The 21399-nt window shown below is 47.5% G+C and carries 23 protein-coding genes; 9 read left to right on the top strand and 14 right to left on the bottom strand.

All coding sequences use genetic code 11. The features are described 5' to 3' along the window. Nucleotides 1–18: 18 nt before the first annotated feature. The 10 genes from AB1K83_RS03265 to AB1K83_RS03310 form a co-directional block, all read right to left on the bottom strand. Nucleotides 19–831: an amino acid ABC transporter substrate-binding protein gene (locus AB1K83_RS03265; RefSeq protein ID WP_413056723.1), complete on the bottom strand. Its 813-nt coding sequence runs from the start codon at nt 829–831 to the stop codon at nt 19–21. A 482-nt stretch (nt 832–1313) separates the two neighbouring features. After that, nucleotides 1314–2450 (bottom strand): carboxynorspermidine decarboxylase, encoded by a 1137-nt coding sequence (gene nspC / locus AB1K83_RS03270; RefSeq protein WP_413056724.1) that lies wholly within the window; start codon nt 2448–2450, stop codon nt 1314–1316. Between the two features lie 15 nt (nt 2451–2465). Beyond that, on the bottom strand, nt 2466–3665 hold the full coding sequence (locus AB1K83_RS03275) for a saccharopine dehydrogenase family protein (RefSeq protein ID WP_413056725.1): 1200 nt from the start codon (nt 3663–3665) through the stop codon (nt 2466–2468). A gap of 24 nt (nt 3666–3689) precedes the next feature. Beyond that, a complete protein-coding gene (gene speB / locus AB1K83_RS03280; protein ID WP_413056726.1) occupies nt 3690–4547 on the bottom strand; it encodes an agmatinase in 858 nt (285 codons plus the stop codon). Continuing rightward, nucleotides 4528–5388 (bottom strand): polyamine aminopropyltransferase, encoded by an 861-nt coding sequence (gene speE / locus AB1K83_RS03285; RefSeq protein ID WP_413056727.1) that lies wholly within the window; start codon nt 5386–5388, stop codon nt 4528–4530. Before speE ends, speB begins: the two co-directional genes overlap by 20 nt. Further along, nucleotides 5385–6848, bottom strand: coding sequence for an aminotransferase class I/II-fold pyridoxal phosphate-dependent enzyme (locus AB1K83_RS03290; RefSeq protein ID WP_413056728.1), 1464 nt, complete (start codon nt 6846–6848; stop codon nt 5385–5387). Before AB1K83_RS03290 ends, speE begins: the two co-directional genes overlap by 4 nt. Before the next feature lie 11 nt (nt 6849–6859). Continuing rightward, entirely contained in the window at nt 6860–7681 is an 822-nt protein-coding gene (speD, locus tag AB1K83_RS03295) for an adenosylmethionine decarboxylase (RefSeq protein WP_413056729.1), read from the bottom strand. 389 nt (nt 7682–8070) lie between these two features. After that, complete coding sequence (locus AB1K83_RS03300; RefSeq protein ID WP_413056730.1) at nt 8071–9078, bottom strand: PQQ-dependent sugar dehydrogenase; 1008 nt, start codon at nt 9076–9078, stop codon at nt 8071–8073. Nucleotides 9079–9243: 165 nt separating this feature from the next. Next, a complete protein-coding gene (locus AB1K83_RS03305; protein WP_413056731.1) occupies nt 9244–9549 on the bottom strand; it encodes a monooxygenase in 306 nt (101 codons plus the stop codon). A 13-nt stretch (nt 9550–9562) separates the two neighbouring features. Then, nucleotides 9563–10501: a polysaccharide deacetylase family protein gene (locus AB1K83_RS03310; protein ID WP_413056732.1), complete on the bottom strand. Its 939-nt coding sequence runs from the start codon at nt 10499–10501 to the stop codon at nt 9563–9565. A gap of 78 nt (nt 10502–10579) precedes the next feature. Between AB1K83_RS03310 and AB1K83_RS03315 the strand changes: the two genes are divergently transcribed. The 5 genes from AB1K83_RS03315 (at nt 10580) to AB1K83_RS03335 (ending at nt 13545) form a co-directional block, all read left to right on the top strand. Beyond that, complete coding sequence (locus tag AB1K83_RS03315; protein WP_413056733.1) at nt 10580–11221, top strand: SIMPL domain-containing protein; 642 nt, start codon at nt 10580–10582, stop codon at nt 11219–11221. A gap of 50 nt (nt 11222–11271) precedes the next feature. Further along, on the top strand, nt 11272–11490 hold the full coding sequence (locus AB1K83_RS03320) for a spore coat associated protein CotJA (protein WP_413056734.1): 219 nt from the start codon (nt 11272–11274) through the stop codon (nt 11488–11490). After that, on the top strand, nt 11487–11753 hold the full coding sequence (locus tag AB1K83_RS03325) for a spore coat protein CotJB (RefSeq protein ID WP_413056735.1): 267 nt from the start codon (nt 11487–11489) through the stop codon (nt 11751–11753). Before AB1K83_RS03320 ends, AB1K83_RS03325 begins: the two co-directional genes overlap by 4 nt. Before the next feature lie 15 nt (nt 11754–11768). After that, on the top strand, nt 11769–12338 hold the full coding sequence (locus AB1K83_RS03330; protein ID WP_413056736.1) for a manganese catalase family protein: 570 nt from the start codon (nt 11769–11771) through the stop codon (nt 12336–12338). A gap of 226 nt (nt 12339–12564) precedes the next feature. Further along, on the top strand, nt 12565–13545 hold the full coding sequence (locus AB1K83_RS03335; RefSeq protein WP_413057071.1) for a YcjF family protein: 981 nt from the start codon (nt 12565–12567) through the stop codon (nt 13543–13545). A 262-nt stretch (nt 13546–13807) separates the two neighbouring features. Here AB1K83_RS03335 and AB1K83_RS03340 read toward each other — a convergent pair whose 3' ends face one another. Next, nucleotides 13808–14947, bottom strand: a complete 1140-nt coding sequence (locus AB1K83_RS03340) for a DUF6612 family protein (protein WP_413056737.1) — start codon at nt 14945–14947, stop codon at nt 13808–13810. Between the two features lie 148 nt (nt 14948–15095). Here AB1K83_RS03340 and AB1K83_RS03345 point away from each other — a divergent pair, with 148 nt between their 5' ends. After that, nucleotides 15096–16883 carry a mechanosensitive ion channel gene (locus AB1K83_RS03345; protein WP_413056738.1) on the top strand — a complete coding sequence of 596 codons (1788 nt, stop codon included), beginning with the start codon at nt 15096–15098 and terminating at the stop codon, nt 16881–16883. A 366-nt stretch (nt 16884–17249) separates the two neighbouring features. Here AB1K83_RS03345 and AB1K83_RS03350 read toward each other — a convergent pair whose 3' ends face one another. Continuing rightward, nucleotides 17250–17723, bottom strand: coding sequence for a general stress protein (locus AB1K83_RS03350; protein WP_413056739.1), 474 nt, complete (start codon nt 17721–17723; stop codon nt 17250–17252). 134 nt (nt 17724–17857) lie between these two features. Between AB1K83_RS03350 and nadX the strand changes: the two genes are divergently transcribed. After that, on the top strand, nt 17858–18646 hold the full coding sequence (nadX, locus tag AB1K83_RS03355; protein ID WP_413056740.1) for an aspartate dehydrogenase: 789 nt from the start codon (nt 17858–17860) through the stop codon (nt 18644–18646). A gap of 44 nt (nt 18647–18690) precedes the next feature. Here nadX and AB1K83_RS03360 read toward each other — a convergent pair whose 3' ends face one another. Then, a complete protein-coding gene (locus AB1K83_RS03360; RefSeq protein WP_413056741.1) occupies nt 18691–19500 on the bottom strand; it encodes a DUF2935 domain-containing protein in 810 nt (269 codons plus the stop codon). 110 nt (nt 19501–19610) lie between these two features. Between AB1K83_RS03360 and AB1K83_RS03365 the strand changes: the two genes are divergently transcribed. Next, on the top strand, nt 19611–20033 hold the full coding sequence (locus tag AB1K83_RS03365; protein ID WP_413056742.1) for a DUF1801 domain-containing protein: 423 nt from the start codon (nt 19611–19613) through the stop codon (nt 20031–20033). A 59-nt stretch (nt 20034–20092) separates the two neighbouring features. After that, nucleotides 20093–20284, top strand: coding sequence for a cysteine-rich CWC family protein (locus tag AB1K83_RS03370; RefSeq protein ID WP_413057072.1), 192 nt, complete (start codon nt 20093–20095; stop codon nt 20282–20284). Between the two features lie 20 nt (nt 20285–20304). Here AB1K83_RS03370 and cobT read toward each other — a convergent pair whose 3' ends face one another. After that, nucleotides 20305–21366 carry a nicotinate-nucleotide--dimethylbenzimidazole phosphoribosyltransferase gene (gene cobT / locus AB1K83_RS03375; protein WP_413056743.1) on the bottom strand — a complete coding sequence of 354 codons (1062 nt, stop codon included), beginning with the start codon at nt 21364–21366 and terminating at the stop codon, nt 20305–20307. Nucleotides 21367–21399: the final 33 nt, after the last annotated feature.

Consider the following 21399-nt stretch of genomic DNA (forward strand, 5'->3'; position numbering starts at 1 on the left):
CACCGCCTGCCTGTTTAATCAATTATTTGCTTCAACTGTAATATCTTCTTTGAAATATTTATCGGAAATCTCTTTGAGTGTGCCATCTTCGCGAAGTTTGTCGATGACTTTGTTGAACTCTTCAATGAGAGCGTCATTTTCTTCCTCTTTCACGAAAGGGAAGGCGACTTCCTGAAAAGTGATCGGCTCGCCGACCATTTTCAACGGCAAATCGATTTTTCCGAGTTCCGCGGATAGAATATTCCGTCCGCTGACATACGCATCAACGCGGCCAAATTCCACTTCATGCAGCGTGCCATCATGGGCTTCATAAGTTTTAATTTTCACTTCACCCGACGTGTCAGCAGTTTCCAAGTTTTTCGCGTGGTTAGAGCCAAGTACCGCAGCAACGGTTTTCCCTTTCAAGTCTTCCACGGATTGGATTTCGTTGTTATCTTCTCTTACTAAAATCTGAGTACCGTCATACGCGTATGGCCCGGTGAAATTGAACTTTTCCTGGCGCTCCGCATTAACGGCGACCTGATTGGCAACCGTGTCAATCTTACCTGATTCCAATTGTCCCATTAGGCCGCTGAAATCGGCAAGCTGCCACTGGATTTCATATCCTAAATTTTCGGCGACCTTCTCTATCACTTCCACATCAAATCCTTGTAATTTATCGTTTTCTTTAAAAGAGAATGGATATACAAGTCCAGTAGTGCCGACCTTTAATACTTTCTTCTCGGATTCAGCGGAAGCGTTAGCTCCTTCCTTTTTCCCGCAAGCAGCAACCGCCAGCAGTAAAATGATTGAGATGAGTGTAAGTAGTACTTTACGATGATGTTTTCTCATTTCCTTTGTCCTCCAATTTGTTTATTTCTGCAAGTAAAAACTATTCTGTTAACTAGATGTAATTATAAATAAATAAAGTATACCTGTCAACTAAGGATTTAGATTAAAAGGTTGATATAAATGCTTTCAGAGCAGGCAAGGACTAACAAGATCATATTGTGGAGAGTTGTAAGCGTTATCATTTAATTGTCAAAAAGCATAATTTCTTTATAATGGTAAAAAAAGATACTGGATGTTGTGCCCGAGGACGATTAGCCATTTGGATTTATGATCGCTTGCCGTGGGATATGAGCGGTCGTTGGGATTTATGATCGCTTGGTGGGAGATATGAGCGGTCCGTCGGGTTTATGATCACTTGCTGGGGGATATGAGCGGCCGACGCGATTTATAATCACTTGCATAGAAATTTGAGCGTGGTCCAGCAGCATAACCTATAGAAAAACCCGCCAAGCGGCGCAACGCGTGCTTGGCGGGTTTCTTTCTTACGACAATCGCTCCTTGAAATCTTCATAGCCGAATTCTTTGATGACTTGGATGCCATTATCGACTGAGTTCAAGACGATGGACGGCAGGTTGATGCCGTTGAATGTATTGTTTTTCACCATGGAGTAATGAGCCATGTCGCAGAAAACAAGTTTGTCTCCTGGCTTCAATGGTTCGTCAAAGGAGTAATCCCCGATGACGTCTCCGGCTAGGCAAGTCGGTCCGCCGAGACGGAACGTATGGGCTTTTTCCCCGGGCATGCCCGCGCCGATAATTTCCGGGCGGTATGGCATTTCCAATACATCCGGCATATGGGTCGTGGCGGATGTGTCCAGGATTGCAATCGGCATCCCATTATACATCGTGTCCATCACAGTCGCGACGAGGAATCCCGTATTCAATGCGATCGCTTCGCCGGGTTCCAAATATACTTCCAATCCGTATTTGTCCTGCATGAACTGGATGGAGCGGATGAGCGTTTCCACATCATAATCCGATCTTGTAATATGGTGCCCTCCCCCGAAATTGATCCACTTCATGTTCTTTAAATACTTGCCGAACTTCTCGTCTACGACTTGGATCGTCCGCTCCAACGTGTCGGAGTTTTGCTCGCACATTGTATGGAAATGAAGGCCGCTAATGCCATCCAACTGGTCCGGTTCGAATTGGTCGAGCGTCACGCCGAAACGGGAGTACGCGAAACACGGATTGTACAAATCGACTTCAATCTCCGAATATTCCGGGTTGATGCGGATGCCGCACTCGATCTGCTTTGGGTAGTTCTGCACTCGCTCTTTAAATTGAATCCACTGGCGGAATGAATTAAAGACAATGTGATCGGAATATTTCAGGATGTCATCGAACTCCGCTTCGGAAAAGGCGGGTGCATACGTATGCACTTCTTTGCCCATTTCCTCATAGCCAAGCCTTGCTTCCAATAAACCGCTCGATGTAACGCCATTCAAATATTTCCCGATAAGCGGATAGACCGAAAACATCGAAAACCCCTTTTGGGCAAGCAAAATTTTGCAGCCGGTCCGGTCGATGACGGATTTCAGTTTCTCCAAGTTCTGGATGAGCAATCCTTCGTCCACCACATAAGAAGGGGAGGGGACTGCGTGTACATCAAAATTCAATTCGGTCGCTCCTCCTTAATCGATCAATACAGGGTTGAAATCTTCTTGCCATGGCAAGCCGTATTCATTCAACGCTTCCATAAACGGATCCGGATCAAATTCCTCTACGTTGTAAACGCCTGGTTTGTTCCATTTACCTGTCAGGATCATCATCGCGCCAATCATAGCCGGTACGCCAGTTGTATAGGAAATTGCTTGTGAACCGACTTCGCGGTAACACTCTTGGTGGTCACAGATGTTATAAACATAATACGTTTTCTCTTCGCCGTCTTTCACGCCTTGGAAAATACAGCCGATATTCGTTTTTCCTTTTGTACGTGGTCCAAGGGAAGCAGGGTCCGGCAGTACGGCTTTCAAGAATTGCAATGGCACGATTTGCTGACCTTCGAATTCAATCGGTTCGATGGAAGTCATGCCGACGTTTTCTAACACGCGCAAATGCGTCAAGTATTTCTCGGAGAACGTCATCCAGAAGCGGATCTTTTTAATGCCTTTAATATTGACCGCCAAGGATTCCAGTTCTTCGTGGTATAGCAAGTACACATCTTTTGGACCGATTTCAGGCAGGTCATAGACACGTTTTAATTCCAAAGGTTCCGTCTCAATAAACTCCCCATTTTCCCAGTAGCGGCCGTTTGCTGTAATTTCACGGATGTTGATTTCCGGGTTGAAGTTCGTGGCGAATGGATAGCCGTGGTCACCCGCATTGGCATCGACGATATCAATCTGGTGGATTTCGTCAAAATAGTGTTTTTGCGCGTAGGCGGAGAAGACGCCCGTCACGCCAGGGTCGAAGCCGCTGCCGAGCAGAGCTGTGAGACCCGCTTTCTCGAACTTTTCTCTGTACGCCCATTGCCATTTATATTCAAATTTCGCCGTATCCAGCGGCTCATAGTTGGCTGTGTCCAAGTAGTGCACGCCTGTTTCAAGGCAAGCGTCCATAATCGTCAAGTCTTGGTAAGGAAGAGCAACGTTGATTACGATATCCGGTTTAAACTCATTGATTAACGCGACAAGTTCTTCGACATTATCCGCATCGACTTGTGCCGTCTGGATTTTCGTACGGCCGCCATCCAACTTTTCTTTCAACGCATCACATTTTGACTTCGTCCGGCTGGCGATGCAAATTTCTTCAAACACGTCAGGCACCTGACAACATTTATGAACGACTACACTTGCAACTCCACCAGCACCAATAATTAAAGCTTTACCCATTTTAAAAACACCACCATTTTTATATTAGTTTTTTGAACTGATTGCCAACAATAATTCACGCAGCACTTTGCATGCGACTGCTGTCGATACACCGCTTTGATCGTAAGGCGGGGAAAGCTCATTAACATCGCAACCGATAATATTGAGCTCGCTCACTTGTAGGATCGCTTGCAATAATTCCATAAAGCTGACGCCGCCAGCTTCCGGTGTCCCGGTTCCGGGGAAAACGGATGGGTCGAGGACGTCCAAGTCAATCGTCAAATAAACCGGTTTTCCTTTCAATTTATCAATTACATCGGTAAGACCGTTGAAATTGAATTTATTCGTAAAGACACGGTCTTTGCCCCATTGGAATTCGCTGCGGTCACCTGAGCGGATGCCGAATTGGTAGATCCGATTGTCCCCTAGCAAGTCCCATACCCGGTGGATGACCGTCGCATGCGACAAAGATTCGCCCAAATAGTCTTCCCGCAAATCGGCATGTGCATCGAATTGGATGACATGGACATCGGGATAATGCTTGGCAACAGCCCGCATCGTCCCCAAAGTGACCAAATGCTCGCCGCCGATCATGCACGGAATCTTGCCGTCTGATAAGACTTTTGCTGTGAACTCCTCGATCTGCCCGAGAGCCCGTTCCGTATTGCCGAAGCTCAGCTCTAGATCGCCACCGTCAAAAATGGCGATATCCTCCAAGTCTTTATCTTGGTAGGGGCTATACGTCTCGATTCCGAATGAGTCGCCCCGCATCGCCTTGCTGGCGAACCGGGTGCCGGGACGGAATGAGGTCGTCGAGTCGAAAGGGGCGCCGAAAATGACGATTCCTGACTCTTCATACTCATTATCACAGCCGATGAAAGTTTCAATGTTTCGGTTCAACATCTTTCAATTGCTCCTTTACATAGTTTGGTAGAGCAAACGAACCGACATGGATCTTCGGATTATAGTATCGTGTTTCCAGACCCAGGCCGTTCCATGCAGAAGCATCCAAATCCTGGATCGGATCAAACTTCTTCGAAGCAAAGCCGAATAGCCAGTGACCGGATGGGTAGGTCGGGATATGCACCTGATACACATCAGAAATCGGGAAGAATCCCATGATCTTTTGATGGGCCCTTTTCATGCCGAGGGCGTCTTCCTCATAGAAAGGACTTTCGTGTTGATTAACGAGAATCCCTTCTTCTGTCAGTGCTTTATAACAATTCCCATAAAATTCTTTCGTAAACAAACCTTCACCCGGTCCGAATGGATCCGTCGAATCAACGATGATTAAATCATATTCGTTCTCTTTCTTGCGGACAAATTTCAAACCGTCTTCGAAATAGAGGTGGACTCGGGGATCTGTCAGTTTGGATGCTGTCTGTGGCATATATTCCATGCACACATCGACGACCATCTGATCGATCTCCACCATGTCGATGTTTTCGATGGTCGGATACTTCACCAGTTCCCGTACCGTTCCGCCATCTCCTGCGCCGATGACGAGGACGTTCTTGATGTGCGGGTGTGTTGCCATCGCTACATGGGTGATCATTTCATGGTAGATGAATTCGTCTTTCTCCGTACACATGACAAGCCCGTCCAATGTTAATACTCTTCCGAATTCAGGTGTCTGTAAAATGTCGATTTTCTGAAATTCACTTTGGCCCGAGTAGAGATGTTTGTCCACTTTAATCGAGAATTTGACATTGGGCGAGTGGTGTTCCGTGAACCATAAATTCATGCCTCGACCTCCTCTTTCAACACGTTGATGAACTCAATACGACTATCTTCGGTACCGGTGAGGAAACAACCTTTTTCTTTGCAGTAATCGATGTATGCTACGATTTCGTCTGTAATCCGTTCGCCGGGAGCGAGGATTGGTATGCCGGGCGGATATGCCATGACAAATTCGCTTGCGACATGGCCGGCGCTTTCCGAGATCGGCAATGTCTTTTTCGGCGAATAAAATGCCGCTTGAGGCGTCTCTGCAATGATCGGCTTGATGTATTCGTGATCGAATAGCCCGCTTTTGTCACGTGAGTACCGTCTTTTGATTTCCCCTAGGGCGGCGACGAGCCGCTCCAAATCTAGCTGGCGATCCCCGACCGAGATATAGGCCAGCAGGTTGCCAAGGTCACCGAATTCGATCTGGATATCGTATTCATCGCGAAGAATATCGTACACTTCGACTCCCGCAAGCCCGATATCGATCGTATGGACGGATAGTTTGGTCACGTCATAATCGTAAACCGTGTCACCATCGATCAATTCTTTTGAAAAGGCATAGTAGCCGCCAATTTTATTAATCTCGTCGCGGGTGTACTGAGCCATCTCCGTCACTTTACGGAATGTCTCTTTCCCATGAAGTGCCAGATTCCTTCTTGAAATGTCGAGGGAGGAGAGCAATAAATAAGACCCGCTTGTCGTCTGGGTCAAGTTAATGATCTGCCGGGTGTACCCCTCACTCATCTCGTTATTGATCAATAAAAACGAACTTTGCGTCAGCGAACCGCCTGATTTGTGCATGCTAACGGACGCCATGTCGGCACCGACGGACATCGCGGAAGCAGGGAGATCTTCCCCGAAATAGAAATGGGTCCCGTGGGCTTCATCCACGAGCACAAGCATGCCGTGTTCATGTGCCAAATCGGTAATCGCTTGTAAATTGGAACAGATACCGTAATAGGTCGGGTTGTTAATCAAAATCGCCTTGGCATCAGGATTTTCCAAAATCGCTTGCTTTACTTCTTCTACGGACATGCCTAGCGGGATTCCGAGTTTGCTGTTGACGCCTGGGTTGACGTAGACTGGAACCGCTCCGCTAAGAATAAGCGCATTAATCGCGCTGCGGTGAACATTGCGCGGCATGATGATTTTCTCGCCCGCTTTACAGGCAGTCATGACCATCGCTTGGACCGCGGAAGTCGTGCCGTTCACCATGAAGAACGCATGCTTTGCCCCAAATGCCTCAGCCGCTAATTCTTCCGCTTCCCGGATGACGGACACCGGATGACATAAGTTGTCGAGCGGCTTCATCGAGTTAACATCGAAAGACAAGGCTTTTTCACCCAAAAAATCGGCCAATGCGGGATTGCCCCGTCCGCGCTTATGGCCCGGCACGTCGAATGGCACGACCCGCATCGCTTTATATTCATTCAAGGCTTCCATAATAGGGGCTCTATGTTGCGAAAGAGGTCCCATCTTATCACCCCTCACTCATTATATTCGTCATATATATTGGAACCGCTGAAGATTTCAATCATTTCTTTGCGTAAATTATTCGTAATGCGGAGCCTCTCCTTGGGAGGAATTTCATAGACGTCCGTGTTAAATAAATAATTTTGCAAATTGATGTCTTTAATCAACAGCTTGGTGTGAAAAATATTGGATTGGTAGACGTTGACATCGATGGCATCATATTTCTGTAATGTTTCGCTATCGATATAATCTTGAATCGACGTCATTTTGTGGTCCATGAATAACTTCTTCCCTTGATCATCCCGTGTGAATCCTCGGACTCGATAGTCGGTTGTGATAATATCCGAATCGAAACTGCCGATTAGGTAATCAAGTGCTTTCAAAGGCGATATTTCACCGCATGTCGAAACTTCGATATCCACCCGGAAGGTAGCGATCGAATTGTCAGGGTGATATTCGGGATATGTGTGGACAGTAACATGGCTTTTATCGAGATGACCGACGACGGAATCACGGGTTTTTAAGATGTTCATTTCGCCCAGATTGCAGGATTCGTCAATCAGGCCGACTGGAATCGATTGCTCTGTGATCAAGATGGTCACACTTGCACCTTGCGGATCATAATCCTGCTTGCTCACGTTCAGGACGTGCGCTCCGATGATTTCCGTCACATTATATAGGATTTTCGTCAATCGCTCAGAGTTGTATTGCTCATCGATATAGGCAATATAATCCTTCTGCTCCCGCTCACTTTTTGCATAGCTCACATCATAGATGTTGAAGCTAAGTGTCTTGGTGAGGTTGTTAAAGCCGTACAATTTCAGCTTATTTTCCAACCTAACACTCACGCCTTTCACTTAAAATACGTGCTGTCATAACTAAATGATCAATTACGCCTCGGCGTAATTGCGAATCGAACAGCGAAGGGTTCGATTTGCCTTAATTTCTGCGTTGTTTGCAGAAATTAAGGCACTAGCCCGTTGCAGCTAAAGCACAATTATAATCGCTTTATTTTACAATGTCGAACAAAACTTTTCCATACGAATTTTTAGCGAATTATATACACTCGAAAAAGCAGTAAACTGAAAAAAGAAGCAACCGTCCACCATGACGAGGTTCGACAGTTACTTCAGGGTTGAAAGTCCAAAATGCGCTTTTCCAGCACTATGCAAGTCTTCCTACATTATACATGGCTTGGCGGACCTGAACAACTGTGGAGCCGCTGTCATGTGCCGAACTGGATCAGCCGGTCATCGTCCCTCGACGGACTGCCACGACCATCAGTATTATTGGTGATGAAGTAAAGAGATTGGCCGTCTGAGAACACGTCACGGACACGGCCGAATCCTTCGATTCGATCAACAACTTCCGCTTGGGCCGGATCGATGACTAAAACGGCCTGACCACGAAGCGCGGCGACATAGAGGAGTCCCTTATGGAACGCCATGCCGGAAGGGGCCCATGTTTCGGACGGGTCGGAGGTGAGAAGTGGCGGCTCCATTCCGATGCGTGTCTCCCGCCCTTGGACGATCGGCCAGCCATAATTGGTACCTGGCACGATTTTATTGATTTCGTCATTTGCGGTTTGCCCGTGCTCGGAGGCGAATAGTGTCCTATCTTCATCCCACGCCAGCCCTTGCGGATTCCGATGCCCCGAACTGATTACACGAAAGGAACCATTCTCTTGAAGTGCAATGATTTTCCCGTTCCATGAATTCGGGTCTTGTGCAGATTCAGGACGAGCTCCGTCGCCTATTGTTGCATAGAGCGTCCCGTCAGGGGAAAGGGCAAGGCGGCCGCCGTGGTGAACTTGGCCTGAGCGGATGCCATCCAGGAGAATGTCTTGCTCCCGCCACGTACTGCCATTATATGATAACGTGACAATCCGGTTGACCGGGATGCCGTCCGAGTCATATGTGTAGTAGGCGTAGGCTGAACGGGAAGTCCGGAAATCCGGACGGAGCACAAATCCCATCAAACCGGCTTCCGCAGCAGTGGACAGCGGTTGTGACAAGGTTACGGACTCACGGACGGCTCGTCCATCCGGGTCCACTCGTACAATATTTCCCGTACGTTCGGAAATGAAAAACCGTTCCCCATCCGTTGAAATGGACCATGGTGCATCCAACCCGGTCGCCAAGGTTGCAAACGGCGGCGGTCCGCCAACGGATTGCGTCTGTTCCGAACAACCGGACAGTAGGAGGAGAAGGACCAGTAGGACGAAGCGTTTCATCAGTTTCACTCCTATACGATAGATATACCCAGAATGGCTAGAGATGAACATCTTTTTCCTTAATGATTGCTGGACGGCAGTATGAAACACTTTTCGTCTGCCGGTTCGGCGAAAAAAGCACGGATCAGTTGCAATCGATCCGTGCTAGGTTGTTTTCCCGATAGGCTATCGGATTGGCCCCCGATTCAGCTTGCTTAATACGGCATTCGTCTTGAAAATCTTGGCGTTGACGGCTGGTACGCCAAATCCTGTCAACCTGTCCGTGTGCATGGCCAGATAGCGTTCCGCATCTTCCTCCGTTTCAAACAAATAGATGCCTCCTGCTTCTTTCGTCTCTTCGTTCTCAGTCCATATTTTCCAAATGAACCCTTGTTCCTCATTAATGCTTTCTGCCAACTCTGTAAAGGCAGCCACCATATTATCACCGAATGGGCCATCATGCTGAAAATCCACTTGTAAAATATAAGTCATTCCGATTCCTCCTTCATCTCAAAGGCCGGACCCGTTCCTCGCTCATCAGTTCGGATACCGTCCCCACAACATAGCCTTTCCCTTTTATTTCTTCAATCATTCGCTCTAATCCTTCCGCAGTCGGCTGTGTCGGGTGCATGAGGATCATGGAGCCTTTTTCCACTTTCGAAACGACCCGATTCACCATTTCGGTCGTGTCCGGCTTTCGCCAGTCGACGGTGTCGACCGTCCAAAGGATTGTATACATACCGAGCTCCCGGGCGATTTCGATCGTTCTCTGATTGAAACTACCGCTTGGCGGGGCAAACCAAGTCGGGGTCAGTCCGAGCACTTCCTCAATCACGTCGTTCGTTTTCTGCAATTCGTCTCTCGTCTTGGCCTCGGAGGATTTTGCCAAATCAGGATGACTGTAAGCATGGCTGCCGATTTCATGTCCGTGGAACTGAATCAGACGTGCCATGTCGGGATTCTTTTTCGTCCAACTGCCGTCTAAGAAGAAAGAAGCCTTCACTTTGTGTTGTTGCAAAGTATGAAGGATGGGTTCAATGAATTCATTTCCCCACGCGACATTAATCAGGAGAGAGACCATTGGCTTTTCAGGGTTTCCCCGATAAATCGGAGAGGGCGGCAGGTCGCTCAAATGGACTTCGGGAGGGGTTTCCTTCCATATAATATCTTCTTCTTTGAATCGGGATCCCTCCATTATTCCCAAACTTTTTTCTTGGTCAACAACCAGGCCGTTATAGCCGGGGATCGCTTTCCATACCCGGTCAATCGTCGCGTCGATTGGTGGAATGTCATGCTTTTGTGCGTACGCTTCGATAGTCGTAGCCGTCGACTTTTCATCATAAGATGTCATGATGGAAATGGGAGAGTCGCCCGGTGTGGTCCACGACTGCAATCCGATCCATAGGGCGGCCATTACTAGGAAAGCAAAAGTTCCATGTTTCATGATATCCTCCTTAATTGACAATTCTTTGTATTCATTCCCTAATGCGGAATTTCAATACAATTTGAAAGGATGTTGCATATGTACCTTCAGCAAGTCCGCTGTTTTCCAAATCGGACGCTGACAGTGACGGGCGAGGGCAGCGTCACGGTCTCGCCTGACGTGGCGGAGATCCGATTGGAAGTGAGCACGGAGAATCTGGAAGTGCGTACGGCGCAGCAGGAAAACGCCGAGATTATGGATCGGGTTTTGGACGCCCTAATGCGAGCTGGCATTCCACGGGAGCAAATCCAAACTACCGCGTATACGATCTTTCCCCGGTATGACTTTGTGGAAGGAGAACAAATTTTCAGGGGATACGAAGTGAACCATGCTATTGCAGTAACGATCCCGGATATCGGCCGCGTGGGAGAGATAATTGACTTGGCTGTCCGGAACGGAGTGAACCGCGTTTCCAATATCCAATTCCGGGTGGGCAATGAAGAGCTTCATTACCAGCAGGCATTGGGGTTGGCTTTACAGGATGCCCGTTCAAAAGCGCAGGCGATAGGGGATGCGATGGGAGTGCAAGTGAACCCTATACCAAAGGAAGTCATCGAAGAACAAGTTCCGCAAGCGACCCCATTTCAGTCGATGGCATTAATGGAACGAGAGGCCGCTACTCCGATCGAACCGGGTCAGATGAAGATAACCGCTCGATTAAATGCCCAATTCATCTATTGAGGTATCAATTCCAGCTGTCCTGCATACGTTGGTCTGAGGAGTGATGAGATTTGGAAAGACCGTCATATCGGGGAAGTTTTCGACCATATGTCTCCCCTCTTGACCCTTGTCCGCCCATTCTTGTAAAGAAGTTCGTTTTGCCGCCGCAACTTTTCATGGATTTCCAGCCTCCGGGTCTTCCGCAATACACACCAGAACAGGCGTTGATTCATGGTTCGCTCTGGCCGGCCCTCGTGGATGGGTTTTCACGGAAGGAGGGTATATCGTGAGTTCGTTTGAAGAGGAACGCGAGATGATGCAACGTGTGCAGGAAGCCGATTTTGTCGTCGTCGAACTGACATTGTACACAAATACACATCCTCATGATGAGGAAGGGCTCAGGCAATGGAGGGAAGCAATCAAAGAAGCGGCACGCGTCCGGCGTCAATACGAAAATCGATACGGCCCGTTATCCTTGTATTCGGTGCCGTCCGAACAGGCACTGGAAGCTGGCTGGCGTTGGAATCAACCACCATGGCCGTGGCAACGGTAATAAGGGGGAAATGGAATGTGGGTGTATGAGAAAAAACTGCTCTACCCGGTCGAAGTAAGTACGTGTAATCCAAAACTGGCCAGATATCTCATGGAGCAATATGGCGGGGCGGACGGGGAGTTGGCGGCGGCCCTTCGATACATGAATCAGCGGTATACGGTTCCTGACAAAGTCATCGGAGTTCTCAATGACATTGCCACGGAAGAGTTTTCCCACTTGGAAATGTTGGCGACCATGATTTATAAGCTGACGAAGGACGCCACTCCCGAGCAGCTGGAAGAAGCCGGACTCGGGGCACATTTCGTCAATCATGGGCATGCCCTTTTTTATGAAAATGCAGGGGGGGTCCCATTTACCGCAACATACATTCAGGCAAAAGGTGATCCGATCGCCGATTTGTACGAAGATATCGCGGCGGAAGAAAAAGCGCGGGCGACCTATCAATGGCTTATCGACATCTCCGATGATCCATCTGTAAACGATTCCTTGCGGTTCTTACGGGAGCGGGAAAATGTCCACTCCATGCGTTTCCGGGAAGCGGTGGAAATTTTGAAGGATGAGCGCGACCGCAAGAAAATATTCTGATGTTAGACCGTCTCTTACTCAGGAGGCGGTTTTTGATTGTCATAAGTTTTGAATCATAAAAAGGAAGGAAAGATATAAGAGAGAGTCATTCGGCAGAACCTTAGGTAACAAGTGAAACTTTCCTATGTAGGAACCGTATAACAAGAAGAAGGAAAAAGTCGATTCACCATTATAAACCCGTCAATCACAACAGAAAGGAGGACGACAATTGGACAACCCAAAGTTCATGTCTGACCAAGAATTCGATCGCATCTTTGACGAAAAGACAACAGAAATCAATGAGCAACTCGAGAGGGAAGTACTCATCGCGATGATCGGCGATGTCAACGCTGGAAAGTCATCGACGTTAAATCAGCTTATGGAGGCGGATGTCGCGAAAGTCGGCGCGATGCCGGGCGAGACGCAAGAGATTCAGAAGTACATATACAAGAAGAATATCGTATTCGTCGACACGCCGGGACTGGACGACATTTATAAAGAACACTCTGCAGAAACAATGAAGTTTTATAAGCAGGCAGACTTGATTTTATTTTTTCTGAACGCCGCAGGCACAGTGTTGTCGGATACCGAACTCGTATCTTTGAAAAAGATCGCCAAGGTCAACCAGGACATCATTCTTGTATTGAATAAAATCGATGCAGCCGAAGATATCGGCAGCTTGGTGAAATATATCCAAGATCATACGAATTATGATTATCCTGTCGCGCCGATATCTTCGCGTACAGGAGAAAACATGGGTATGTTGCAAAATGAAATCCTGAAGCTATTGGAAGGTAAAAAAAAGGACATTTTGATGGCCGCCAACATGGCAGATAAATCGTCCATAGCGAATAAGTGGATTCTAGGCGCAGGCGGATCAGCCGCTGCAATCGGCGCTCTCCCTATGCCCGGTTCCGATTTCATCCCATTGACCGCCTTGCAAGTGGGACTTCTGCTTCGCCTCTCCACACTGTATGGCAAGCCGATTTCCAAGGATCACGCAAAGGAATTGATCATCGCCACCGTCGTGGGGAATGTGGGGAAAACCATCTTTCGCCAAATCGTCAAGATCGTCCCCGGTGCCGGAATGGTGGCGGGGGCAAGTGTGGCAGGAGCGATGACGATTGCGCTCGGACATGCTGTCAAATATGCACATGAAAACAATATAGAGCTGACCCCGAATGCGTTACTTCCTCTTTATAAAAAATTCCTTAAGAAGGGCAAATGAAAAACGGAGCCGTCCATTAACCGGATAGCTCCGTTTTTGAATGAAGGCGGGTGATGTGCAAATCGGTTATGGGCGGTCGTTGTGGAATATGAGCGATCCTCCGCCGTTATCGGCGCTTGCGGAGAAATATGAGCGCCAAGAAGTACTTATGAGCGTTTCTCTGTAAATATAAGCGCCATTCCAGTGTTATGAGTGCTCTCCGAAAGTTATGAGCGCAGGGACCTCAAGCGAAAAGGATTTCCTATGCAGGCTGCCCCGTTTTTCATTCGTCCAACTCGTCAAACAGCCCGATTTCCTTCCAATATGCTTTCTCGCTGATAGCATCCTTAAGAACTTTTTCAGGAATCCGAATTTGCTTCACGGTATCGTCATGGATGAACGAACGGTGCAGCTGTTCATGAATAGAGACCGAATCCTTGTCCGTGTCAATTGTCGTATCTGTGATGGTCAGCGCATGGATTGGAAGGAACGTTCGTTTATCGAACTGCGTGGACGTGTATCGGACCGTTTTACTGGATACGAAATCGTCTTCGTTATCACGATCCGTTATCCGCTGTACCAAAACAAACACATCCCCGTAATCATAAAGCTGAAGCGTCTCATCCTCGCCTATTTCTTTCAGCTGTTCGATCGGGTGGGGGCCAGGCAATACGCTTTCCATGAACTCTGCAGATGGCTCGTCTTCCAAATGGACCCATTTTCGGATTTCCTCTTTATACTCCAAGATACCTTCCTTCGTCAAAAACATTTCGGACGTCTGTTTCACCGGTCTGCCTTTCAACTTGGTTGCCATCGCCGTCTTCATGAATAAGGCCCCCTGCACTTCATTCACGATCAAATCTGTGTCAATCGTGAATTTGACGACTTCCGGATCATAGGAGAATATAGTCCGGTGTTCCAACTTGCTGGTTGATGAATAACCGGAAATTTCCTTTGCGGCAACCTTGTCCAAAAAAGGGGCGATGTCCTGTACCTGGTTGGTCGTCACGTAGACCGCTGACTGGTCCTTCGGGATATTCACCTTAAAACCTTCCAAGCTGGATAAAAAATCACTTGAGATATAGTTTCCGGCATTGCGTAACGTGAGTGGGAAATCGGTTTTCTTCGCCTCGCCATTCACTGTGATGACTCCAGTACGTGGCTGAAACTCGATGGTGAGAAACGAGTTGGTCACTTGCAGATGGCCTGATTTCTCGTTTGTTACATGGAATCCGGCCGCCTCGAATACCGGCTGAACCGGGAGCCATACTTGTCCGTTTGATTTGAGGAACGGTTGTTCATGGCCGTCGATTTTCACATCATCCACGAATAACTCCAATCTTTCACTAGCTGTTACTTTGAATGAAGTCCCTAGTAAACTGACAACCAGAAATATGAAGAGAATAACTGCGTTTTTTTTCACGAAAATCCCTCCAGTCAATGAGTAAATGATGACATATAAGTCTATTCCCGCTGGAGAGGAAATAGAACCGCTGCTCTTAAAAAAGGTTTATCAAAGTCAGTTAATAGGAATAGTCGAAGTAGACTAGCAAACGAATGGAGGAAATTAGATGTTCAGAGATCCGTATTATGATCATATTTTCAGTTGGCTGCCTGATTTATTATTTGCCCTACTCGTTCTGCTTCTCGGCTTCTTTGTCGCAAAAATCGCAGAAAATGCGGTTTACAAAATGCTGCGGAAATCGAGGGTGAACGAGCGGTTCGGCATGAGAGATTCGAAATGGAATATTGAAAAAATAATTAGTAAAGTCGTCTTTTTCGGTATTTTACTACTCGCGTTCCTATTATTCTTCAACATGATGAATATGCACATGATTGCCACGCCGTTCATTTCCATGTATTCCGGGATTGGCGGAGCGATCCTTGGAATTTTGAAAGCGGCCTTCATCCTGTTGTTGGCCTGGGTCATCGCGTTGGTCGTTAAAAAATTGATTTTGATGGCCGGCAATAAACTGAATTTGAATAAATACGTTATGAAAACAGGGGTTCCTCCCGAGGACGTGAACAAAGCGAAATGGGTGGAGACCGCAGCGAATATCGCCTTTTACCTCATCCTACTGCTATTTGTCCCTGCTATTCTTCACTCGCTTGGCTTAAGTGGAGTAAGTGGACCGTTTGAAGACATGCTGGCAGGATTCCTGAATTTCATTCCAAAATTGGTCGGTGCAGCGCTCATTTTCTTTGTCGGATTACTCGTAGCCAAAATTATCCGTACCATTTTGACGAAGTTTCTAGAAACGATCGGAACGGACCGTTTGGCGGATCGATTAAAGCTTTCCTCGTTTTTCAAAGGAACGAGCATTTCCAAGCTGGTCGGGACGGTGGCATTCATCCTGATCATGATTCCCGTCACCATTTCCGCTCTGGAAATCTTGGATCTGGAAGGAATTTCGCAACCGGCGATCGCCATGTTGAATGACATAATGACAATGCTGCCGAAAATTGCAGTGGCCATCCTGCTCGTGTTGGTTGGTACGATGCTGGCACGTTGGGTGAAGGGTGTCGTAATCGCACTTCTTGAAAATATTGGAGTCAATTCTTTGTTTGGCATGATGGGTGCCCGATCGAGAAGACCTTCCACGACGTCATTCACGGAAGTGATCGGAACGATTGCCCAAATCATAATTATTCTGTTGTTCGTTGTGGAAGCTTTGCAGATTTTAAACATGCACTTTATGGTGACACTGGCAACCGCCGTCTTTGCCTACTTGCCGATGGTCATCGCGGCAGTCGTCATCCTAGCTATCGGTTTCTGGCTGGCCAATCTCGCTGAACGATTCGTCGGCAGCATTATGACGACACGTACGGGCACGCCGCATGTCCTTCGTTACGTGGCAAAATATGCGATTTTGGCATTCGCCTTCTTTATGGCATTGAGCCAGCTCGGCATTGCGCCAGCCATTATTAATGCAGCGTTCATCCTGACACTTGGAGGAGTGGCCCTTGCATTCGGCTTGGCATTCGGTCTGGGCGGACGCGAACACGCTTCCCGCTATTTATCGAAAATGGAACAAAGTGTCCAGAATGCCAATGTGTCGAAAGATAAGTGGGAAGACGCTAAGCAGGACATACAGCAAAAGAAAGAGCAAGTGAAAGAGCAAACTGAGCAAGGATTCCGGAAGACGGAGGCAACCGATGGAATGCCGGATGGCGGAAGCGACCCAACCGGTTCATTTGCAACAGGCATGACTGTGGAACCGGAAGTGGACCCTGGCATGATGGGGCCTACCCATTCGGACGACGTGCCTCCAAGCGATCCGTCCTATGACCAATTGCCACCGGAAGGCAATCCGCCATTCAATCCGAATCAAAATCCGGACGATCCACTTAAGCCATAATCTCTAAAACGGCCACCCGAAGAGGGCGGCCGTTTTTTCGTTTCGATAGGGGGATGAGCAGTTAATTGGAGTTATGATCTCTAGGGGGGAATATAAGCGGTTGATTGGAGTTATGATCGCTAGTGGGGAACTATGGGCGGTTGTCCGAAGTTATGATCGCTTGTCGGAAACTATGAGCGGTGGTCTGAAGTTATGATCGCTTGTCGGAAACTATGAGCGGTGGTCTGAAGTTATGATCGCTTGCGGGGAACTATGAGCGGCCGTCTAAAGTAAAGAGCGCTTCCGGAAACTTATGGGCACTAGCACTTCATTCAACCAAAATGAAAAGCGTTCACAGCATTTGTGAACGCCTGTCAATTAGCGAAATCAGATCCGTTTTCCGGGAGGAATGCCTTCTATCGGAGGAATATCCATTTGATTTTCCGGTTGCTGTAGATTGGCTCCCAGATTCGGATCGGTGCCTGCGCCATCCAAGCTGGATACGTCGTCATTGCTCCGAATGCGTTGACCGTATTCACCGTGGTCCACGAACAATAACATAGCTCCGCCTTCCAGCAATTTATAATAGTTTTCCGCCTCGATCGGATCCAGCCCCATCTGTCCAAGTGCCTTCTGTACAGGCTCTTCACCGGACAAAAACGAGGTGAATCGATCCCACCAGGAACCGCCTGTCCGCTCGATTTCTGCGCCTGTCCGTGCTTTCACCATCGTAATATCCGTATTGTCTCTTGTGATGATATAAATATTCTCCTCGGTATACCCTTTTAGCTTCAGTTCATCGATTTTGGCAATCAAGTCATTCTCGTTATCAAAAACACCTATAAAAGAGGTCTCTGCCATAGTCCTTCTCCTCCCGAATTCATGTTGTACTACCATACCCTACCTGGACAAACCTTAAAACAACATCGAGTAACTGAAATGTTCGTCCTTTCAGGAAATGTTCGCTATGATAAAAGGGAAAGGAATGGATTTACATGAATATCGGATTAATTGGAACAGGTTCCATTGGAGAGTTTCTTTTGCAGAAAATTAATAAAGAAAATGGATTGCCTGGCTGTCAGATAACAGCGGTTTTTGATGAGCGAGAAAAAGCGAAGATGGCATTGCCCAAATTGTTGAATACTTATCGTTTCACGGCTTTCGATAATGTAGAGACATTTTTGAAATCGGATATCGATCTTGTTATTGAATGTGCCAATATAGAAGTCGTACGAACATTCGCCACCCGCATTGTCCGGGAAAAAGACCTGCTCTTAATTAGCATCGGTGCATTGGCGGACCTTGCCCTCTATGAGGAGTTAACAATGAATGCCAAAGAACACAACCGTAAAATCTATTTACCTTCCGGTGCAATCGGTGGATTGGATGTCATTAAAGCCGCACGGGTGGGGGGCGGATTGCAACAGGTTTCCTTAGAAACACGGAAACCGGCAAATTCACTAACGGCACAAACAATCACCGAAGAGACCATTCTCTTCGAAGGCTCGGCAAAAGAAGCCATCAGTCGATTTCCGCAAAACGCGAACGTCGCCATTATTCTCGCATTAGCAGGCGTTGGAATCCATAAAACCGAGGTTCGAATCATTGCCGACCCGCTAGTTAAAAATAATATGCACACAATGGAAGCGATTGGCGATTTTGGAAAATTGACAGTCCAGCTAGAAAACCACCCCTCTCCCGATAACCCGAAAACGAGTCAATTGACGGGACTCAGCATTTTGGCCGCCCTTCAAACATTGGATAGGGAGATTCAAATCGGATAATATTAAAAGCGGATCGCCTCATTACAAGGCGATCCGCTTTTCATTTACTCTTTTGTCCGCGGCTTTGCCGGGTCGCAGTCGGGGGCGGGCACCTCGGTCGTTTCAGCCAATTTCGTGAGATAATAGCACTCTTCCCGCGCCATATGGTCGGCCATGAGTGGCGACAAGACACCGAGTCCCTTTTTACTCAGTCTCAATTCCTCCAATTCTCGTAAAAAAGCTTTGAAAATGGTCATTTCTAGATGGACATCATCGTGGAATTTAGACAAGGCAGGAAATTGTGCGGCATTCGTCCGTAAAAAACCGGTCAACTCAATCGCTTTCAGATAAAAAGCTTCCCAATCCTTCATAAATTTACGGCTCTTCTTTTTCAACGGTTTCTCCACCAGGTCCAACCTGTCATCGATCGACCCCGCATGTCCTACTGCATCCAATAGCCAAAGCAAATCATGATGGAGCGGGTGAACGTGGGGCGGCATCTCTTCTTTCTCCAGATGGGAGAATAAGCGGATCGCCTCTTCCACCTCATTGACCATATGATTGATAAAGGTAGGGGGCAACGATATTTTGATTTTCCCGACGAGTTGTTCCCGAAGAATTGTCAGTTTAAACGTTCGGATCATCTCGCTAGCAGCCCTTGCCTTTTGAAGCAGGACTAGAAGTGCACGATGATCCATGTTCTGTTTCGAGTCGACCAGTAAAGAGTCGAATTGGCTGATAAAAGATTCCGCTTGCTCAATGAACGTAGTTTCACTTGGCGCCAACGAATCGTGGATGAACCGGCCGTGATCGCCTAAAATTTGCAACCAGAACTGCAGTTCATCCCGCGCCGTTTTTGTGAAATCCTTGCTCAAACTACCACCTCCGGATTCCTACTGACCAATATATGAAAAGCCGTTACTGAATATGTGATCATGTGATACAATTGGCAGAACAATCACTCTTTACAGGAAAGGAGAAACGTATGTACGAATTAAAAACAAAAGAGACTGATAGTAGCGTCATCGAGTTCATTGAACAAGTAGAACATCCCAAAAAGCGGGAGGATGCCTACCGCCTACTCGATATTTTCGCTGAAACGACAGGGTACGAGCCGAAACTATGGGGGCCCAGCATCATCGGTTTTGGCTCCTACCACTATGTCTATAAAACCGGACATGAGGGAGATGCTCCGTTAGTCGGCTTTTCGCCGCGGAAAGCGAAGATCAGTTTGTACTTTGCGCCCGGCGATCCGGATCGCGAAGCTTTATTGGCCAAATTCGGCAAGCATACGACAGGAAAAGCCTGTGTCTATATTAATAAAGTCGACGATATTAATGTCGATGTGTTAAAGAAATTAATTACCCAATCGGTCGATTTCCTACAAAAGCTGTATCCTGAAAAATAATAGCAAGATATTAGGGGTTAAATTCTGAGGTGGAAGGGTGAATGGTTATGAAGGCGACTATGGAGTATTGTCCGGTTTGCGGAAAAGGAAATAATTGTTGCAATGGTAAAGAGAAATCATTGGGAGAATGCTGGTGCACGAAAGAGTTCTTTCCAAAGGAAGTTTTTAATGAGGTGCCGGCCGACCAACTCCGGAAAACATGCATTTGTTTAGATTGTTTGGATTCATTTAAAAACCGTGCATCCCAGTAAGTGGAAATGCACGGTTTTCTTTAGGAGAGCGTCGCTGTCGATTCTTCTTCTTTTCCAGCAACCCCGGCACTTTCGAAGGTTGCCATTTCATTGATCATATTGACTGCAGCTTGCAAAATCGGGAATGCGACGGTGGCGCCGGTTCCTTCTCCAAGCCGCATATTCAATTGAATAATCGGTTCTTTCTGTATTTGTTCGATGGCCGTAAGATGGCCGGGCTCTGCGGATTGATGGGATAGAATCATATAGTCTGCCACTCGCGGATCGATTAATTTGGCTAAGAGAGCCGAAACGGTACAGATGAATCCGTCCAGTACAATAGGCACACGGTTTTCGGCGGCAGCCAGCATCGCTCCAGCCATCGCGCCCATTTCCAGACCACCTACTTTAGATAGGATATCATAGGCGTCTTGCGGGTCTGGCTGATGAAGTTCAATTGATTCCCGGACGACTTCAATTTTCCGTTCGTGCTGAGAGGAAGAGATGCCCGTTCCATAGCCTACTATAGTAGCGGGATCGGCCCCCGTAATAGCTGCCAGCACGGCACTGCTTGCAGTCGTATTTCCAATGCCAACTTCCCCGACGATCAGGCATTTCACACCGTTTTCCATGAGTCGCTTCGCTTCCGAATATCCGACCTCCACTGCTTGTTCGGCATCTTCCCGGCTCATCGCCAATTCCGATAAAAAGCTTCCGGTACCGGGCCGGATCTTCCTTGAACTAACTTCTTTTTCCCTAACTTCTCCGGCGACACCGACATCGACGACTTGAAACGTAGCCCCAATTTGCCTGCCGAAGACATTAATGGCAGCCCCGCCATGTATGATATTGGAAACCATTTGCAACGTCACTTCTTGAGGAAAAGCCGAAACGCCTTCCCGGGTTACGCCATGATCAGCCGCAAATACGATGATGCCAGGCGGTGTAATGTCCAATTTATGGGTCCCGGTCATTTTCGCGAGTTCGATCACCAATTCTTCCAATCGACCGAGACTTCCGACCGGCTTGGTCAAAGTCGTCAGATAGGCCTCAGCCTCTTTACCCGCTTGTTGGTCCAGGGCAGGTATATTCACTTGAATCATAACTAAATCCCATCTTTCTACAAAAATTTGATG

The organism is Sporosarcina sp. 179-K 3D1 HS, assembly GCF_047228905.1.
Classification (GTDB): domain Bacteria; phylum Bacillota; class Bacilli; order Bacillales_A; family Planococcaceae; genus Sporosarcina.

Coding starts and splice junctions, on each gene's coding strand:
- AB1K83_RS03265 (WP_413056723.1), bottom strand. CDS start 831: ATGAGAAAACATCATCGTAAAGTACTACTTACACTCATCTCAATCATT.
- AB1K83_RS03275 (WP_413056725.1), bottom strand. CDS start 3,665: ATGGGTAAAGCTTTAATTATTGGTGCTGGTGGAGTTGCAAGTGTAGTC.
- speB (WP_413056726.1), bottom strand. CDS start 4,547: ATGTTGAACCGAAACATTGAAACTTTCATCGGCTGTGATAATGAGTAT.
- speE (WP_413056727.1), bottom strand. CDS start 5,388: ATGAATTTATGGTTCACGGAACACCACTCGCCCAATGTCAAATTCTCG.
- AB1K83_RS03290 (WP_413056728.1), bottom strand. CDS start 6,848: ATGGGACCTCTTTCGCAACATAGAGCCCCTATTATGGAAGCCTTGAAT.
- AB1K83_RS03300 (WP_413056730.1), bottom strand. CDS start 9,078: ATGAAACGCTTCGTCCTACTGGTCCTTCTCCTCCTACTGTCCGGTTGT.
- AB1K83_RS03305 (WP_413056731.1), bottom strand. CDS start 9,549: ATGACTTATATTTTACAAGTGGATTTTCAGCATGATGGCCCATTCGGT.
- AB1K83_RS03310 (WP_413056732.1), bottom strand. CDS start 10,501: ATGAAACATGGAACTTTTGCTTTCCTAGTAATGGCCGCCCTATGGATC.
- AB1K83_RS03315 (WP_413056733.1), top strand. CDS start 10,580: ATGTACCTTCAGCAAGTCCGCTGTTTTCCAAATCGGACGCTGACAGTG.
- AB1K83_RS03330 (WP_413056736.1), top strand. CDS start 11,769: ATGTGGGTGTATGAGAAAAAACTGCTCTACCCGGTCGAAGTAAGTACG.
- AB1K83_RS03335 (WP_413057071.1), top strand. CDS start 12,565: ATGTCTGACCAAGAATTCGATCGCATCTTTGACGAAAAGACAACAGAA.
- AB1K83_RS03345 (WP_413056738.1), top strand. CDS start 15,096: ATGTTCAGAGATCCGTATTATGATCATATTTTCAGTTGGCTGCCTGAT.
- AB1K83_RS03350 (WP_413056739.1), bottom strand. CDS start 17,723: ATGGCAGAGACCTCTTTTATAGGTGTTTTTGATAACGAGAATGACTTG.
- nadX (WP_413056740.1), top strand. CDS start 17,858: ATGAATATCGGATTAATTGGAACAGGTTCCATTGGAGAGTTTCTTTTG.
- AB1K83_RS03365 (WP_413056742.1), top strand. CDS start 19,611: ATGTACGAATTAAAAACAAAAGAGACTGATAGTAGCGTCATCGAGTTC.
- AB1K83_RS03370 (WP_413057072.1), top strand. CDS start 20,093: ATGGAGTATTGTCCGGTTTGCGGAAAAGGAAATAATTGTTGCAATGGT.
- cobT (WP_413056743.1), bottom strand. CDS start 21,366: ATGATTCAAGTGAATATACCTGCCCTGGACCAACAAGCGGGTAAAGAG.